Below are 16,979 nucleotides of genomic sequence, written 5' to 3' on the forward strand. Positions count from 1 at the left end.
CAGAGCCTACTATCTTGAAACCAAATCCTGAATTTTCATAAATTCCGCTCCTGTCACGCGATCAAAACGGGCTTCATCGCACGTCAGGACTAATACCTGCATATCGCGCCCCGCTTTGGCAAGAGCATTATTCATCCGCCGCAAACGGTGTTCGTCTGAATAACCTAACGCATCATCAATAATCACCGGAGCGCCTTGGCCGCCCTCCAGGACACCGGCAACGGCCAAGCGCAGCAGAATGTCCAGCTGCTCCTGCGCTCCACCAGATAGTTCATCGACATCGAACTTGCCATCGGCATTAGACCGTGACTCAATCTGCAAGTCCTCATTCATCGTGAACTGGGTTCCCGCACCGAACACACCGCCGCCGTACTCTTCGAGCTTGCGGAGCAAGGGGTCAGCCAGCGCATTCCGCGATGCCGCACGTGCCTGTGTCATTACCTCCATAAGAGTCTTGGCGGCGGCTGCACGGCGACGCATCGAGTCCCGATCTCGCTGTGTTCGCTCCACTACCCCCTCAGCAGCTGCCAGCTTCTCATTCGCGCTGTCGAAATAGTCCAAGTGCACCCGAATCTCTTGCCGGCGCTTTTCCAGCTCAGCCAGGCGATTCTCAACTGCATCCCGTCGCTGCTTAGCGCCCGCGAGCGATGCTTCCACGTCGTCGGCATCCCGCTGCGCCAGCTCTTTCAGAGCCGTAGCCAGCTGCTCTTCTGCCGCCTCATAGTCCTTGCCTCGGTTTTCCACCGCAGCAAAGATCTCGGCATCCGAGGCTTTTTCTCGCGCCGTCGTGAGCGAATCTTCGCGGACCTTCAGGACGGACCGAGCCCCTTCAAGCTCGCTGCTGGCCTTCGTATAGTTGGCGTGTGCAGGACGCTTTTCCAGCTTCGACAAGCGCATATCGGCATTGTCACGCTTCGACTCGGCATCCCTACGCCCCGCTGCAGCTTCTTCCAACCGAGCCTTCGCCGCTACTAAGTCAATCTCCGTCGGCGCATCCTCGCCCGCAAGTGCCCGATACCGCTCGCCCTGTACTCGTGCTTCTTCCTTCGCATCGTCCAACTCTGCGGTGAGCTGGTGATACTCCACACCGTCGGACACCGCAGTTATGGATGTCTCCACCTGGAATCTTGCTTTTTCCGCTTCACGACGTCGTGTGTGTGCCTCTTGTGCTTCCGCGACGGAATCAGCGCCTGCCGCCTCAAGCTGTTCCTTGAGCGATATCTCTGCTTTTTCTAGCTTGCGCTGCTGCGAATCTGAGCCGTCTCCGGGCTGAACAGCAACCGTGACGTCGCCAACTTCGATGGCCAACGGCTTAGTAACCGCACGTTGAACTGACTCAGCCTCCGGCGCTAGCCCCACTTTCTCGCCGTCGACCGTGACCTCCTGCGCACTACTAGCCGAGAGCTGCACACTCGGGCTCGACGCCTCCAGCACAGCGGTGGCTGTTGCAACTTCGCGTTCGCAGGTCAACAGTTTTTCCAGTACCTCCTCGGTAACGGAATTTCGTGCAATTACCTCCTTGTGCTCTGCCAATTGTGCACGGAGCTCATCGAGCTTCTCCACTCGCTTCGACAGAGCTTCGACCAAGCTGCGCTTCTCCCCCAATGCGACTTCAGCTGCAGCCAGCTCTTCTGCTTTTCGAGCTTCGCGGTACGCGGTCACAACCGCATCGCGATTTTCCTGCGCCTTCTTTAAAGCTGCGACCTCCTTATCGAACGCTTCCTTAAGTTCAGCAACTTTCTTCTCTGTGGCGGAATGCTGATCCCTGGCATCTTGTGCCTGCTGAATGAAGGTTTCGCGCTCTTGCTGAGCCTGTTTAGCTAAGTCCAGCTTCTGCTTCGCCGCTGCAGAGACCTCCTGTGCCTGGGACACGGCAACCCTGAACTTTTCGAGTTCTTCGAGTGCCTGCGCCCAATGCTCGACTTCGTTTTTGGCTTCTGGCAACGATGCCCGCTGCGTGTGTTGGCTTTCTTCATTACGAGCAGCTTCCTCATTGAGCGCTTCGAATTCCCGGACCTTTTTCGCCGCTTCGTCGCGCACCCGCTGGGCTTCCGCCAGCTCCTTGTCTACGTCGGTAAGCTGCTTGCGCTCTTTGCCATTTTTTTGGAAATAGTTGCCGTATTCAGCTTCAACGGCTTCAAACAGACCTACCTCTTCTGCGGTTTCCGCGCGCTGCCCCGATGCCGACTGCAGTGCGCTTGTGACCTGCGCATAACCGCCCAAGGAGAGTGTCTTTTGCGCTTGTCCCTGTTCAGCAACGAAAACCTGCCACAGGTTCTTGGTGTCCGCATTGTGCATTCGGGCGGCCAGCCACTCTTCCGCCTGGTCATCTTTAAGAACCTCGGCTGTCGGCGAGTGGACGGTGACGATTGTGCCGGTGTCCTTGGTGCTACCAAAGATCTTGTCCAGCGTAAATTCGTAGCCGTCAAGCTCCAGACGGAGCTTAACCTGCGGCTTTTCCTGGCTGGAGTGACTGTTCAGACTAAGCGCTTCGCTTGACCTGGACTTCCATTTTGTCGTCAGCGCAACGTGAATAGCTTTGGCGATTGTCGTCTTACCCGACTCGTTTTCACCGGAAATCACTACCACGCCCCGCTCGGCTAGCCCTGTGATTGAGAGTGAATCAATCGCACGTACATTGTGTAATTCGATGTCGTGAAAACGCATGATTTATTCCTTCTCTCCTGCCAGGCGGGCCAGCAAGCGAAGCGCATCGGCTGCTGCGGTGGTTTCAGATTCTGATAGGGGGCTACCGCTCTCGGTTCGTCCCTTACTCAAGACCGTTAGTTTTTCTGCAGCTATGAGCGGATAACCGGTGAGATTGAGATTAGAGATATCCCCCTCGGACGGAACCACCGTCAAATCGGAGCCACTTTCCCGGCGATAAAGTGCAGCGAAAAGCTGTTGATACTGCTCAAGTCGGTTTTCAAAGGTAGTCGACTCTGACAGTGTCACGGTTCCTCGCAATGAATACTTCACCGCTGTGTCTGTCTTCGCCTCGATACCGTCCAGTTCAGCAAAGAACTCATCGAGGTCTTCCGCGCCAGTGATATCCATGTCTATGGCATGAAAAGCCCACTGCCCCACTCGGTGGGAGGCCACGGTAACTGAGCCTTTTTCGGGGCCGCTCTCTACAATGTCGACGACGAGTGCATTGCCGGAATCCCGTTCTTTGTCGTCGTACGCTGTGGTTTCGTGTGCGCCGGAGAAATAAACTCTGCCAGCATGATCGAGTTGGCTCGTGGAGTGGGAATCCCCCAGCGCAACATAGTGCAACGCCCCGCGGTCAATAGCTTGTTCCAAGCTGGTCAGATCAATGGTGGCTCCTGCATCAGCACCAAAGCCTTCTACTTGGCCGTGTGCGACCATCACTCGGATTCCATCGGCGGGCTCAAGCTCCGTGGCTATTTCCGCCACGATGTCGTCTGCCGAATACTTGCCGCGCACTGGCACACCGATGAGTTCCACCCCGTCACGGATTGCAATGGGCGCGCTGTCGCGAATTACGTAAACTCCTCGGTCTTCCAAAGATTCGAAAGCACTACGTCGATAAATGGAAGAAGCATCAAGCGCATCATGGTTGCCGGGTAGGAAATACACCGGCACGGGTAGCTTGGCGATTCGCTCAAGAGCCCGCAAAAACACCTTGTCCGGCAATGTGTTGGAATCGAACACGTCTCCAGCGACGACAATGAACTCAGCGCCTTCGCTAATCGCCAACTCGCCGATGCGATCGATGGCGTTGAGTCGACTTTCGTGGAACCTAGCTTGGGCTTCACCGCCGTCGAGCTCTAGGAACCACCGAGTCATTCCCAGTTGCCAATCTGAGGTGTGAATGAATTTCATGACTAGCGCTCCTTTTGTCCCAGGCTCAGCGATTCCTGCAGATGTTGCCAACAATCTTCCAAATCAGCGACTGCACGAATGGTCTCTCTCGAAATTACGCAGGTTGGCTGCAATGCTTCATGCAGCAAACTGCGGTCGGTAACTGTTAGTGGGTCAATAACCTCGAGCGAAGGAACACTGACTCGTTCCAAATCATTGCCCCAGTAGTCGGCTTCGACAGCGAAAAGTTCGGCAACCTTCTTCTGCTCGTTGTCACCGCTATCTTTTCCACCAGCGTCATTCGACTTCTGGGCGGTTTTATTGGGATTCTCCCGAACCGCGCCACCAAGCCCGAGGCGCTTCGGCGCAGTCCGGTTTCGCAGCTGTGTTAGTTCCTGAAGCCGGCGTTGCAATTCGCGCTGCGGATAATCGCGCAGCTGTAGTAGCGACAGCGGATCGCGGTCGATATCAGCGACAAGTTGAGCGGCAACTGCAACGGTGTGCTTACACACAGGTGCCGGGTCCGGGCAGGTGCATTCGCTGTAAATGTGCTCTTCGCCATCGCACAACAGCATTTCCATCTGCTCATACGGCAACTCGCCGTGCTCAAACTCTGTGAAGGCCGACGGATTGTTCACCAACCACCGCAGTACGTCGTCAGTTTGTTTCTGCTCCCGCCGTGGGAACCGAATAAAGACTGAAAATGGTTCCGGCTGGCTGCCCTGCACTTCACCGATGATGTAGCCATCCGCGATTCGAAGCCCCAGCACATTGCCGTCGAACCTGTACTTCTCACCTCTGTGAACACGACCCGAATCAGCGCCACGGATGATGAACTCCCACACCCACCGGGCAAAAGTAGTACGTGGCTCGACCGCCACGCGCGCTGCGGTTCCACGTCGCTGCTGTCCGGTAAATGCACCAGCCCAGTCCTGGGTGGCCAGGAGCTTTTCAATCGTCGAGCTGGTTGCTGGCGCGCTTCGCGCCGTAGTCCTTTTACGACCACGCTTTCCAGAGGGCCCCTTGCCAAACTCGGCAAAGATGACATTGTCGCCCCATGTCACGTCTCCGTCACCGGCCATCAGTACCACCTCTTCTGGACCCTAAACGGGGTCACATTGTTGGGAATCGAATCGTCATCCGAGATTGTGGAGTCCGATGCCGTGCCCTCCGGGTTCACCCCATCGGTCACCGTCCCACCGGACTTTGACTCCGCTGCGTCCATCGATTCACGCAGTGACTGAATCTTGTCCTTGTCCAATTGCCACAGAGACCGCAAACGGTGAAAGTCCATCTCCGTCAGCTTGGTTTCACCAGCACGCACAACTGCATCCGCCAATTCTGCCTTCTCGAAAATCAGCTCGTCGATACGCTCTTCCAACGTTCCCACACTGACCAGCTTGTGCACGTGTACGTCTTTACGCTGACCGATGCGGTAAGAGCGGTCCGTGGCCTGGTTTTCAACTGCTGGATTCCACCACCTGTCAATGTGAATGACGTGGTTGGCGGCAACCAGGTTGATGCCAACACCTGCCGCGAGAGTAGACAGCACAATGATTGGTGGGCCGTCCGGGGCATTAAACTCTGCCACTACTTTCTCGCGCTGTGCCGGAGTCATTGCCCCTTGGATAAACGGAATGTCCATGCCCAGGCGCTTGCTGAAATGAGGGGCGAGCATCTTGCCGAACTCCACGAACTGCGTGAACACAAGCGCGCGTTCACCGTTTTGGACAATCTCATCGACGAGCTCTTCCAGCCGTGCAACCTTGCCCGAGCGATGCTGCCCATGATTAAGCAGCCCTGAGCCGTCGTGCTGGTAGTGCGCTGGGTGGTTGCAAATCTGCTTCAACTTCATGATGCCGCCGAGGATGATGCTCTTTCGCCCGAAGTTGCCAGAGCGATTCCGCTTCGAGCGCTTGAGCTTGTCCTCGATGTCCTTCACAGCTTCCTGATACAAGAAAGCCTGCTCCGTCGTGAGAGGAACCATCTCCACCTGCTCATTCTTCTTGGGCAGGTCCGGCGCGATAGCTGGATCCGACTTGAGTCGGCGCAGAATAAAAGGTGCTGTAATCGACTGCAATTGCAGTAGCATTTCCGCATTCCCATCACGCTCGATGGGAATCGCAAACTTGTTGCGAAATGCATTCGCCGACCCCAGCATGCCTGGATTACAGAAATCCATGATGGTGCGCAGCTCGCCCAAGTCGTTTTCCACCGGAGTACCAGTCATGGCGATGTTGTGTCGCGAGCCCAGGCTCCGAAGCGCTCTGGATACCTGGGCGTTGGGGTTCTTAATTGCCTGCGCTTCGTCAGCAATCACATGATCCCACTGCACTTGGGACAGTTCGTTCACATCGCGGGTAGCAACACCATAGGTCGTCACAACAACATCGTGTTTTCCGATAAATTCCTGTAGTTCTTCACCATGAGGACGGTTTGAACCATGCAGCAGCCCAATCTTGAGCTCTGGAGTGAACTTTGCCGCTTCTGCTGCCCAATTGCGCAGCACACCTGTCGGAACGACCAGAAGCGAAGCCTTGTGCTCTTGATCCTTCGCATCCGCTTGACGACGACAGCGCTCAAACTCCAACAGCGCCAGAATTTGCACAGTCTTACCAAGCCCCATGTCGTCAGCGAGAATGACGCCGAAGCCGCGGTTGGACATATCCGCCAGCCACTCCACACCGCGCTGTTGATACTCCCGCAGCTCACCGACAAAACTCGGTGGCACCTCGACCGACTCTGCGAGGGCCGTGGAACCGTCTGAGTACTTCGACACCAACGCCTTGAGCCAAGAGGGATCCCTGGGGGCGACTGGCACTGCTACTGGAGCTTGCGACTCCAAGCCACCGTCGAAGACCAGCTCTTTCAGGGTGGCTTGCCCCTTACCGGTTTCCTCCCCGGCCTTGGTCTGCTCCACCAAAAACTTCAGGGCTTCCCTAGCTACCTCTGGGTTCGCGTGCACCCAGTGGTCACGCAGATGCACTAGCCCCGTACTCGATGCAGCGAGCTCACGCATTTCCGCTTCCGTCAGTACGGCATCCCCCACGGCCAGCTTCCACTCGTAATCAACCAGTTGGTCAAATCCGAGTTTCGGTTCCGAACGGCGCCCAGCAGGCCCCGTCGGATCTAACTGGACGACTTCAGTGTGCAACTGCAGGGTGGTCTCCACTGACTTCCAGTTCGGCGGCAGCATCACATCGATATCGACCTTTGCCAGCTGCGAGATGCCATCAGTCATAAGCTCTATCAGCTGCTCTGAGGTCAGCAGCAAATCTAAGCCCGGGTGGCCCGCTGCTTTCGCATATTTGAGCGTTGGGAATGCCTCTTGTGCAGCCAACAGCTGCGGGCGAAGTAGCGACAGCACGGACCGGCGACACATTTCTGGGTTCAGGCGCTCCGGAGCTGCGACACCGATGCGGTAGTACATCCGCAATGGCCATAGAGTCTCATGTTCCACCGCAGCTGAACGAGGATTGAGGCGAGTTACTGAGCCGCCTTTGTCATCCGCTCGATCCCGCAACTCCAACAGCTGCGGGAGATCCACATCCGGCAAGTCTTCCAGCTGGCCTTCAAAACCAACGGGTTCCTGCACCATTAGCTGGAGGCGAACATTCTCACCATCGGCCGACAGCCTCCACTTTGCCAGTGACTGCGCCACCCCCGGCGTCGCACGCCCCAGGGACTGAGACTGCAACAACGACCGCACGAAACTCTGCCGCTGTTCTGCCGGTTCATCCAGATCGGCCAGAAGCGCGTTGGTGACCCAATGAAACATCCGATTGATGAAATCCTCAGCCACCGTGGCGCCTCCGTTATCAATCAATACCGGTGGTGTACGGGAAATGACCTGACTCTGCCAAGCAATCTCACTCAGCCCCTCCGACATCCGCCACGTCGGCCACCACTCATTGTCTTCCCACGTCAGCGCCACCAATGCCCGCCCAGAGCGTGCGAAAGCATCCAATCCCTGTACAACATCCACAAAGAACCGAAGATCCGGTGCCATCGCCGCCGAGGAAACTTCCTCCTGCAATTGCACCAGTGCCGTCACCGCAGCCCATGGCGGGAACACCCATGTGGGTACCGCTTTCTCTACTGCCCGCCCCTTCGGTGTGCGCAGTTTTAGCGTCAGTTGCGCTCGACTCCCCTGGTCCAGCACTGCAAAAAGCCGACGCTGATGCGCCGGGACTTCCAGCAAATCCACGTCCGCAATAATCCGGTGCCCCTCTGGCCGCTCCACCCATAGGTGAAGACCCGAATCATCTTTCCAGACCGCGTGCAGCAGCAACGGCACCGCTGACTTAGCAACTTGGCCCATTACTTCCTCCCCACTGCTTGCTCAGTCATCACCGTCTAATCACCCGGCGACTTCGCCACCAGATATTTGTTCAATGAAGATTCTGCCACGCACCCCGGATCAGCTTTTCCACCACACCACAACATTAGCACGCATGTTCGAATTATGTATCTTGCAAAAATTACTCCTCCTCTACCCAAATACCCCTTTTCCCAGGTAATTTGTCGCACTTAACCGATTTTTAAAAGCTTTTTCAACGCTTCTTATCTTGCAATGCAGCGCATCACATGAAAACGTCGTATAGGCCACAAGAATTAAAAATGTGTGACTCGTGCAATAGTTCTGCCATGGTTCGCATGTGCCAGTAGGCTCCGCTGACTGTCGAAGATAGTCCGGAAGCTGAAGCTGTGCTGAATCGCGAACCGCAGGTTCCACCGTGGACGTCGGCCACTTTTTGGCTCGATGCTGCCGCGGCGCTGTGAACGTCGTCAAGCAGACTTGATTAAGCGAAATTGAGTTGTGCGCCGAAAATGCTTTTTGGTGCGCTAGGTAGTGCGCGAGTCCGACTGTACGCCTAATAAATAATGAGGAGTTGCCCTGTGGACCAACAAACATGGTTCATCATCGCACTAGTCATTTATCTGCTGTTGATGGTCTACATCGGTTGGACCGGATGGAAAAAGACCGCAGAGTATGACGAATACATGATTGGCGGTCGCGGTCTGCATCCGTTCGTCGCAGCACTGTCAGCGGGTGCATCGGACATGTCCGGCTGGCTGCTGATGGGCCTGCCCGGCGCGATTTACCTTTCAGGCCTGAATCAGACCTGGATTGCAATCGGCCTGGTCGCCGGCGCATGGCTGAACTGGAAGTTCACCGCACCGCGGCTGCGTAGCTACACCAAGATTGCTCGTAACTCGATTACCGTGCCGTCGTTCCTGGAGAACCGTCTGCACGATTCGTCGAAGGTACTGCGCGTTGCCGCTGGCCTGATTATTCTGCTGTTCTTCACCTTCTACGTCTCCTCGGGCATGGTCGCAGGTGGGCGCTACTGGGAGTCGACGTTCGGTGGCAACTACCTCGTCGGCATGCTGCTGGTTGCGGGGATTACTGTCGCTTACACTCTTTTCGGCGGCTTTCTTGCTGTCTCCTACACGGACGCGGTGCAGGGCATCATCATGTTCATTGCGCTGCTGACGGTTCCGACTGTCGGCATTATCTACCTGATTAACAACGGCAACTCCTTCTCGGACATCTTCAGCTTTGCTGCTAACAACCCGTACCCGGGCAGCGAGGGACAGCCGGTTGAGACCTTCTTCGATCCGTTCGCTGGTATTCCGCTAATTACGATTATCGGTCTGCTCGGCTGGGGTCTGGGCTACTTTGGCCAGCCGCATATTATCGTTCGCTTCATGGCTCTGCGCAGTGCAAAGGACGCAACTGAGGGGCGCCGCTGGGGCGTTGGCTGGCAGGCACTGTGCATGCTCGGCTCGGTCCTCGTGGCCCTGACCGCAACTGTTTTCTTCGCTACGAACCCAGATGCTTCGGTCACTGATGCGTCTTCCTACGAGACCATCTTCCTGGACATGACCCGCATCCTGTTCCACCCGCTGATTGCAGGCCTGATTCTGACTGCAGTGCTGGCAGCAATCATGTCCACCATTTCTTCGCAGCTGCTGGTGTCTTCCTCCGCGCTGATCGAGGACCTGTTCAAGGCAACGGTCAACAAGTCCCTGCGTCCGAAGACCTACATGACGCTCTCCCGCGTCGCCGTCGCGCTGATCGCCATCATCGCCGCAATCATCGCTGCTAACCCGAACAGCTCCATTCTGGATCTGGTTGGCTTCGCATGGGCTGGCTTCGGCTCGGCATTCGGCCCGGTGCTGCTGGCCGCCCTCTACTGGTCGCGTCTGAACACCCCTGGTGCTGCTGCCGGCATGATCACCGGTGCGGTTGTCTCCTTCGCATGGGGCATGAGCTCGCTCAGCGACACTCTCTACGAGATCGTCCCGGGCTTCGCCGCTGCAACTGTCGTGATGATCATTGTCACGCTGCTTACCAAGGAGCCGAACGAGAAAATCAAGGAAGAGTTCGACCACGCAGCAAAGCAGGCTCTGGTCTAACGCTTTGATCTAGGCTTGGCCTCCGCTAGCCCCGCAGGCTAGCCCCGGCGCATACCTACAAGGGAACCGAAAAAGTATTTTTCGCGCCCAACTAGGTATGCGCCCTTTTTTATTTGCCATCCTGGCCGCCGCCCTGACTGCCGCCTTTGTCTCATCCTTTGCGCTTACGCGAGTTCTCGTCACCTCCTCCCCCGCGGGCTCGGAGACGGAAGCCGTCGTCAAGCAACTGCGCACCGTGCGCGTCGTCGCCGACCGCCCCACCGTCACCGGATACAAACGCGAGCGCTTCGACGTCTGGGCAGGTTCTGCCGATTGCAATACACGCCATAAAGTGTTGGCGGCGTGGTTCGGGGGCTCTGCGTGTTCGCTTGACGACGGCTCCCCGCGCGAAATCCCCGACCCTTACACGGGTGACCCAGTTGGTGCGCATGAGGTCGATATCGACCACATTTATCCGTTGGCAGCGGCGTGGGATTTCGGAGCCTACGCATGGGATTCCGAGAGGCGTCGGCAATTTGCCAACGATATCGAGACCAACCTCGTACCCACGCGAAGCGCGGTCAACCGGGATAAAGGAGATGCCAGCCCGGCCGAATGGCTTCCTGAGGATACGAAGGCGTGTGACTATTCGCATCGTTACTTAGCGGTGGCCATTAAATGGGACCTGCCCGTATCGTCGGCAGACTGGAAGGCGATGGCCACTGCGTGTGGAATCCGCGCGAGGAAAGGCACGAAATAGAGAAAATAGTGCGAGCACGTTAAGTTAAGGACTGGTCTTAATAAAGAAATATCCAGGCCACTCCTCGCTTGAACGCGAGGCCTACATTCAGTCGTGGAAAGGTAATACGTGCAAAACGTAGTTCTTATGGTTCACGTCCTGGCGGCAATTCTGCTGCTTGGACCGGTGACTGTCGCAATTTCGATGTTCCCGAAGCTCGCGCTTGCAGCCCGCGGCGGAGAGGCTGGAACGGTCGGCGCCGCGCGCACCATGCACGCCATTTCGCGCACCTACGGCATGTGGTCGCTGCTCGTGCCGCTGCTCGGCTTCGGTGTCATGTTCACCGATGTGTCGACCTACATGAAGTCCGGGGCAATGCACGCCGCAATTCTGCTGGCTATCATCGCCTGGGCACTGTTGTTCTTCCTGGTCATTCCGCGTCAGCGTCTGATGATGGCCGGCCTCGGCATCGCTGACGAAGACGAGGATGCTGACGATCCGGAGTTCATCGAGCGTCGCAAGAAGGCTGAAGAGCTCGACTGGGACAAGCAGAAGGGCCAGCTGGCTATGTTCTCCGGCATCTTCTCCCTGCTGTGGGTTGTCGCCGGCATCCTGATGTTCTTCATCTAGAGCTCACGCTCAGACACAATAAAACTGCCGGTGCGTCTGTACGTTTCGGCCCGACTAATCGGGTTTGAAAGTACATGCGTACCGGCAGTTTTTTATTTTCTAGGTCAGCGCCAAGGGCGGTCGTCGGTTGTCGCCTGACGACGACCACCCAGCTCACCTCACCTAGCAGGTTTAGCGGCGTCCGCCTCGGTAACCACCGCGACGGTCATCACGGCCACCACGGTAGCCACCGCGACCGCGACCGCCACCACGACGGTCATCGCGACCGCGACCACGGCCACCGAAATCGTCACCGTCATCGAAGTTTCCACGGTAGCCGCCACGGCCACGGCCACCACCACGACGGTCGTCGCGACCGCGACCACCACGGTATCCTCCGCGACCACGGCCGCCATCACGACGATCGCCACGGTAGCCACCACGGCCACCGCGGTAGTCATCGCTGTCGTCGACCGAGGTGCCGTCGTCAAGCTTCAGCCCAATGAGCTGGCCGGAGATGCGAGTATCGGAGAGGTTGTTGATGACTTCTTGCGGCAGGTTGGCCGGCAGTTCAACCAGAGTGTGATCGCCACGGATGTCGATGTGCCCGAAGTCCTTGGAGGACAGGCCACCCTCGTTGGCGATGGCACCGACGATGGCACCCGGGCGGACGTGCTGGCGACGACCGACGCTGATGCGGTAGGTTGCGGTGCCTTCGCGGTCGAATTCGACCAGGTCAGCGCGCTTGCCCTGACCGCGCTCACCGCGGGAGCGACCATCGCGGCCACGGTTGCGGTCGCGGTCGAAACGATCACGGTCACGGTCGTTACGACGGCCACGCGGCGGCTCCTTCATTAGGAAGTCGCCCGACTGTGCCTGCGCAGCGATAGCGGCGGCGATATCAACCAGTGGGGTGTCGTGCTCTTCTGCGTACTCCTCGATGAGCTCACGGAAGACCGGAACCTGCGAATCAGCAAGCGCCTCGGTCAAGTCATCAGCGAACTTCTGCTTGCGAGAGTCGTTGACCTCATCGACGGTCGGCAGCTTCATCTCGTGCAGCTGCGACTTGGTTGCACGCTCGATCGAGCGCAGCAGGCGTCCCTCACGCGGGGTGACAAAGAGCAGCGCCTCGCCGGAGCGGCCAGCGCGGCCGGTACGACCGATGCGGTGGACGTAGGACTCGGTGTCGTGCGGAATGTCGTAGTTGACCACGTGGGAAATGCGGTCAACGTCCAGGCCACGAGCAGCCACATCGGTTGCCACCAGGATGTCCAGGCGACCGTCCTTGAGCTGATCAATCGTGCGCTCACGGAGAGTCTGCGGGATGTCGCCGTTGATGGCAGCAGCGGAGAATCCGCGGGCACGCAGCTTCTCGGCGAGCTCCTCGGTCTCGTGCTTGGTGCGCACGAACATGATCATCGCTTCGAATTCCTCGACCTCGAGGATGCGGGTCAGCGCGTCCAGCTTGTTGCGGTGGCTGACCATCAGGAAGCGCTGGCGAATGTTGTCCGCAGTGCGAGTCTGGGACTTGACGGTAATCTCTTCCGGCTCCGTCAGGTACTGCTTGGACAGGCGACGAATCGCAGCCGGCATGGTAGCCGAGAACAGCGCGACCTGCTTGTCATCCGGGGTGTCGGCAAGAATGCGCTCGACATCCTCCTGGAAGCCCATCTGCAGCATCTCATCGGCCTCGTCCAGCACCAGGAAACGCAGGTCGGAAATGTCCAGCGAGCCCTTCTCCAGGTGGTCGATGACACGACCAGGCGTGCCGACGATAATCTGCGCACCTCGGCGCAGACCCGACAGCTGCACTCCATAGGACTGACCACCGTAGATTGGCAGGACCTGAATCTTGCCCAGGTGATCAGCAAACGACTGGAAGGAGTCCGCAACCTGCAGCGCCAGCTCACGGGTCGGAGCAAGCACCAGAGCCTGAGGTGCGCGGACGGAGCGATCAATGCGAGCCAGAATCGGCAGCGCAAACGCCGCGGTCTTACCGGTACCAGTCTGAGCCAGGCCGACGACGTCGCGGCCGCTCATCAGAGTCGGGATAGTAGCAGCCTGAATTGGGGACGGAGTCTCAAACCCAACCTTGCGAACTGCATTGACAATGTCATCCGGCAGCTCAAGCTCATCGAAGCCGACGGTGTCGTCGTTGTCGTCTTTGTTCTTTTCGGCCTTCTTCTCAGCCTTTTCGGACTTTTCCTTGACCTCGGCCTTTTCGGTCTTTTCCTCAGCGGCCTTCTCTTCGACCACCGGTGCTTCCTCGGCCACTACATCCTCGGCCTTCACAATTGCGTCCTCGCGGTTTTCGCGCTGATCCTCGCGGTTTTCCTCGACGCTGCCATTCATTTCATTATTAGCCATTTGGGGCTCTTCCTGGGCCTTTTCGCCCGCACACTCAATATTCAACAGTTGATTACTCACAGTTGGGTCGCACATACATGACCCGCCCAATTTACGTTCTTGTTTTTCAGTGCTCTCACGTCGGAATTGCGATGACATCGCTTCTCTTGCACATACTTCGAAAAATTGCGCCCAAACCCAATTCAGCTTTTACTTCCGAGGAGGGGCGCCCATCATGCACTATGCACTTTCAAGCGTTTCACCAGCGAATTTATACCGCTGCCAGATTCTCTGCGACATTGTCGTCAGGATTTCACACCGACTGCCCAGACTACGCCACCGTCGGTCAAAAAACCATTTCCTGTCCGCAAGGTCACAACACTAGGCGGTCGATTTCTTGGATGAGGCCCCGGCGCTGGGGCCGTCGTTAAGCGAGCGCATTGCACCCACTTCGGGGTGCCTATTTTGTAATTTCCTGGGGTGAGGTGGCTAACATTTTCCCTACAAGTTTGTACACATATCAGCTATTTTCCGCCGTGGAACACCCACCGTTCGGCGGACTTTTGCAACTACACAACGTATAAACCCAAGGTCGCTCGAAAATGCCCAGCAATAGTAATTCATCTGAACCGCAGCCGTCATCGCCCCGGCAGTCCCCGCTAAAACCACATTATCCCGACGAGTTTTCTGGGAATGGCGGGCAGCCGGATACACAGCCGTCGAAGCTCTCGGCAATGATTGAAGTTCTCGGGTTTCCGGGCTTTATTTTGGCGGGTTCGGCGCTGGCATTCTTCTTCCCCGCCCCGTTTACTCCGCTGACGGATTACATCACGTACTTCCTGATGATCATCATGTTCGCGATGGGCCTCACCCTGACCATCCCGGACTTTAAGCAGGTCGCTAAGCGCCCGTTGGCGATTCTCTTCGGCGTCATTGCTCAGTTTGTCATCATGCCGCTGCTAGCGATTGCCGTGGCGAAAGCCCTCGGCCTCAACCCGGCACTCGCCGTCGGCCTGCTGATGCTGGGATCCGTCCCCGGCGGCACCTCGTCGAACGTCATCGCTTACCTGGCACGCGGTGACGTCGCACTGTCCGTCGCCATGACCAGTGTGTCGACGCTGGTCTCGCCGATTATGACGCCGTTTCTTATGCTCGTGCTTGCCGACGCGCACACGGAGGTCGACGGCCTCGGGATGGCCTGGAGCCTCTGTCAGACAGTCCTCCTGCCAGTGATTGGCGGTCTGATTATCCGCTTTGTGGCCGATACCTTTATTAACAAGATCCTCCCAATCCTGCCGTGGATTTCTATTCTCGGTATCGGTGGCGTGGTCTTCGGTGCCGTGGCCAAGAACGCTGAGAGCCTGGCGAACATTGGCCTGATTGTGTTTGTGGCTGTGATCATCCACAACGTTCTGGGCTACGTGCTCGGCTTCTTTGCAGGCCAGCTGGTGGGGATGCCGACTGCGGGCAAGCGCACGGTGGCCGTGGAGGTCGGCACACAGTCCGCTGGCCTGTCCTCCGGTATGGCAGCGAAGTTCTTTACCCCGGAGGCAGCGCTTCCCGGCGCGGTGGCCGCTGTGGTGCATAACATTACTGGCGCTATCTATGTGGCTATTTGCCGAAAGGTCGATGAAGGCAAGGAAACTAGCAAATCCGCTTCTGCTTAAGCTGTTTTTGCTTCGGCTTCTTTGGCTCCGCTGTTCGACGAGTGGGCTGGTAGAGTCTCTCGCCCGAAGATCCAGCCCACCATTGCGACCAGCGAAATGACACCGCAAACAAAGAAACCGGCCTTGAACCCTGCGGCATCCACAATTGCGCCGACAATCAGCGGGCCAGAGATCGCTCCGAAGTCCTGAGCCATCTGGAAATTGGCCAGCACCTTTCCACCTTGGCGGTTGGCGCCGATGACGTCGGCAAGCACGGCCTGCTGCGATGGATTGATCATGCCAGCGCCGAAACCCGCGAGGACGGAGAGAATCAGTAGCGGAATGGCACCGCTGCTAAATCCGATAGCGCCCGTGAACACGCCGTTGATGAACAGGCCCGTGATGAGCAGAGGGCGACGGCCGATGCGGTCGGAGAGACGGCCGGAAAACTGCAGTGCCGTGACATTGCCGAGCGCGAAGGCCGTCAGCGCGAAACCAGCTGTGGCAGTGGCGGCTACTGCCCCATCGCTGCCCGGTTCTGGGGTGCCAACATGGGAAAACGTTGCCGCGGCGAACAGCGGGACAATCGCGACGCGCACACCGAAGTTCGACCAACCGTTGGCGAAGGCTCCGACTAGTGCGCTCCGATATGCCGAGTCACGGATTGCCTCGGAGAACCTCAGCACCGGGGTCGTGCGCTTGGGCACTACATGGCGAAGATGCTCCGCACTCAGCGACATGCCGACCACAATCGTTGCCACGATCAGCGCCCCACCGTAGATGAAAAACGGCATCCGCATGCCCCATGCGCCCATTGCAGCACCAATGATCGGGCCAAAGACATTGCCCAACAGGAAGGCTGTGCCGTAGGCGGCCGAGCTCTTACCGCGGATCTCCGGCGGTGAAATCCGCACAATCAGCCCCATTGCCGAGACCGTAAACATCGTCGAACCGATGCCTCCGAGCGCACGAAACGCCAGCAGTTGCCAATATGTCTGCGCAATACCGACAAGCAAAGTCGAGAACGCGACAATACTGATGCCGGTTAGGTACGTGCGTCGATATCCGAGCTTCTCTACCAGTGAGCCCGATGCCGGCGCGAAGATTAGCCGGAAAATGGAGAACGAACTGACCACGAAGCTGGCCGCGAACACCCCCACATCGAAGCTGCGCGCGTACTGCGGCAAGATCGGTGCAATCAGACCGAAGCCCAGCGCAATGATGAACGCAGCGCTGACCAGAATCCAAATCTCTCGCGGAATCGGCTGTTTAGTCCCGTCTAATTCACCCTGCCAAGAATCCCGACCTTGTGGTTTGCTTCCCACCTCCGATGCGATATCCGGCTGAGATTCGCACTTTGCTTTACGACGAAGCAGGTCGCGCGAACGGGAAGCTGACAAGGTAACGGTCCT

General features: G+C 57.6%; 10 protein-coding genes. 4 read left to right on the forward strand and 6 right to left on the reverse strand.

The genetic code is table 11. The features are described 5' to 3' along the window. Positions 1–9: 9 nt before the first annotated feature. Genes HMPREF3130_RS03825 through HMPREF3130_RS03840 form a run of 4 tightly spaced genes read right to left on the reverse strand, consistent with a single transcriptional unit; the run spans position 10 to position 8,146 of the window. Positions 10–2,667: an ATP-binding protein gene (locus tag HMPREF3130_RS03825; protein WP_070429340.1), complete on the reverse strand. Its 2,658-nt coding sequence runs from the start codon at positions 2,665–2,667 to the stop codon at positions 10–12. Between the two features lie 3 nt (positions 2,668–2,670). After that, positions 2,671–3,846 carry a metallophosphoesterase family protein gene (locus tag HMPREF3130_RS03830; protein WP_070429341.1) on the reverse strand — a complete coding sequence of 392 codons (1,176 nt, stop codon included), beginning with the start codon at positions 3,844–3,846 and terminating at the stop codon, positions 2,671–2,673. Positions 3,847–3,848: 2 nt separating this feature from the next. Next, positions 3,849–4,907, reverse strand: a complete 1,059-nt coding sequence (locus HMPREF3130_RS03835; RefSeq protein ID WP_070429342.1) for a hypothetical protein — start codon at positions 4,905–4,907, stop codon at positions 3,849–3,851. Beyond that, the gene (locus HMPREF3130_RS03840) at positions 4,907–8,146 is read right to left on the reverse strand and encodes a DEAD/DEAH box helicase (protein ID WP_070429343.1); all 3,240 of its coding nucleotides are present in this window, start codon (positions 8,144–8,146) and stop codon (positions 4,907–4,909) included. Before HMPREF3130_RS03840 ends, HMPREF3130_RS03835 begins: the two co-directional genes overlap by 1 nt. Before the next feature lie 578 nt (positions 8,147–8,724). On the opposite strand from HMPREF3130_RS03840, the gene putP reads away from it, so the two are divergent. The 3 genes from putP (at position 8,725) to HMPREF3130_RS03855 (ending at position 11,596) form a co-directional block, all read left to right on the forward strand. Next, positions 8,725–10,248 (forward strand): sodium/proline symporter PutP, encoded by a 1,524-nt coding sequence (gene putP, locus HMPREF3130_RS03845; protein ID WP_070429344.1) that lies wholly within the window; start codon positions 8,725–8,727, stop codon positions 10,246–10,248. Between the two features lie 97 nt (positions 10,249–10,345). Then, positions 10,346–10,987, forward strand: a complete 642-nt coding sequence (locus HMPREF3130_RS03850; protein ID WP_070429345.1) for an HNH endonuclease family protein — start codon at positions 10,346–10,348, stop codon at positions 10,985–10,987. A 108-nt stretch (positions 10,988–11,095) separates the two neighbouring features. After that, complete coding sequence (locus HMPREF3130_RS03855) at positions 11,096–11,596, forward strand: hypothetical protein (protein WP_049172012.1); 501 nt, start codon at positions 11,096–11,098, stop codon at positions 11,594–11,596. Positions 11,597–11,767: 171 nt separating this feature from the next. On the opposite strand, the gene HMPREF3130_RS03860 is transcribed toward HMPREF3130_RS03855, so the two are convergent. Beyond that, positions 11,768–13,942, reverse strand: coding sequence for a DEAD/DEAH box helicase (locus tag HMPREF3130_RS03860; protein WP_049194125.1), 2,175 nt, complete (start codon positions 13,940–13,942; stop codon positions 11,768–11,770). Between the two features lie 713 nt (positions 13,943–14,655). Between HMPREF3130_RS03860 and HMPREF3130_RS03865 the strand changes: the two genes are divergently transcribed. Continuing rightward, on the forward strand, positions 14,656–15,588 hold the full coding sequence (locus HMPREF3130_RS03865) for a bile acid:sodium symporter family protein (protein ID WP_070429346.1): 933 nt from the start codon (positions 14,656–14,658) through the stop codon (positions 15,586–15,588). On the opposite strand, the gene HMPREF3130_RS03870 is transcribed toward HMPREF3130_RS03865, so the two are convergent. Beyond that, positions 15,585–16,967 (reverse strand): MFS transporter, encoded by a 1,383-nt coding sequence (locus HMPREF3130_RS03870; protein ID WP_070429347.1) that lies wholly within the window; start codon positions 16,965–16,967, stop codon positions 15,585–15,587. The two genes, HMPREF3130_RS03865 and HMPREF3130_RS03870, sit on opposite strands and share 4 nt — an antisense overlap. Positions 16,968–16,979 lie beyond the last annotated feature (12 nt).

The organism is Corynebacterium sp. HMSC14B06 (assembly GCF_001807075.1).
GTDB classification, from domain to species: domain Bacteria; phylum Actinomycetota; class Actinomycetes; order Mycobacteriales; family Mycobacteriaceae; genus Corynebacterium; species Corynebacterium jeikeium_D.

Bases quoted from the DNA above. Each gene is read 5' to 3' on its own strand.
- HMPREF3130_RS03825 (WP_070429340.1), bottom strand. From the start codon at position 2,667: ATGCGTTTTCACGACATCGAATTACACAATGTACGTGCGATTGATTCA.
- HMPREF3130_RS03830 (WP_070429341.1), bottom strand. From the start codon at position 3,846: ATGAAATTCATTCACACCTCAGATTGGCAACTGGGAATGACTCGGTGG.
- HMPREF3130_RS03835 (WP_070429342.1), bottom strand. From the start codon at position 4,907: ATGGCCGGTGACGGAGACGTGACATGGGGCGACAATGTCATCTTTGCC.
- HMPREF3130_RS03840 (WP_070429343.1), bottom strand. From the start codon at position 8,146: ATGGGCCAAGTTGCTAAGTCAGCGGTGCCGTTGCTGCTGCACGCGGTC.
- HMPREF3130_RS03850 (WP_070429345.1), top strand. From the start codon at position 10,346: ATGCGCCCTTTTTTATTTGCCATCCTGGCCGCCGCCCTGACTGCCGCC.
- HMPREF3130_RS03860 (WP_049194125.1), bottom strand. From the start codon at position 13,942: ATGGCTAATAATGAAATGAATGGCAGCGTCGAGGAAAACCGCGAGGAT.
- HMPREF3130_RS03865 (WP_070429346.1), top strand. From the start codon at position 14,656: ATGATTGAAGTTCTCGGGTTTCCGGGCTTTATTTTGGCGGGTTCGGCG.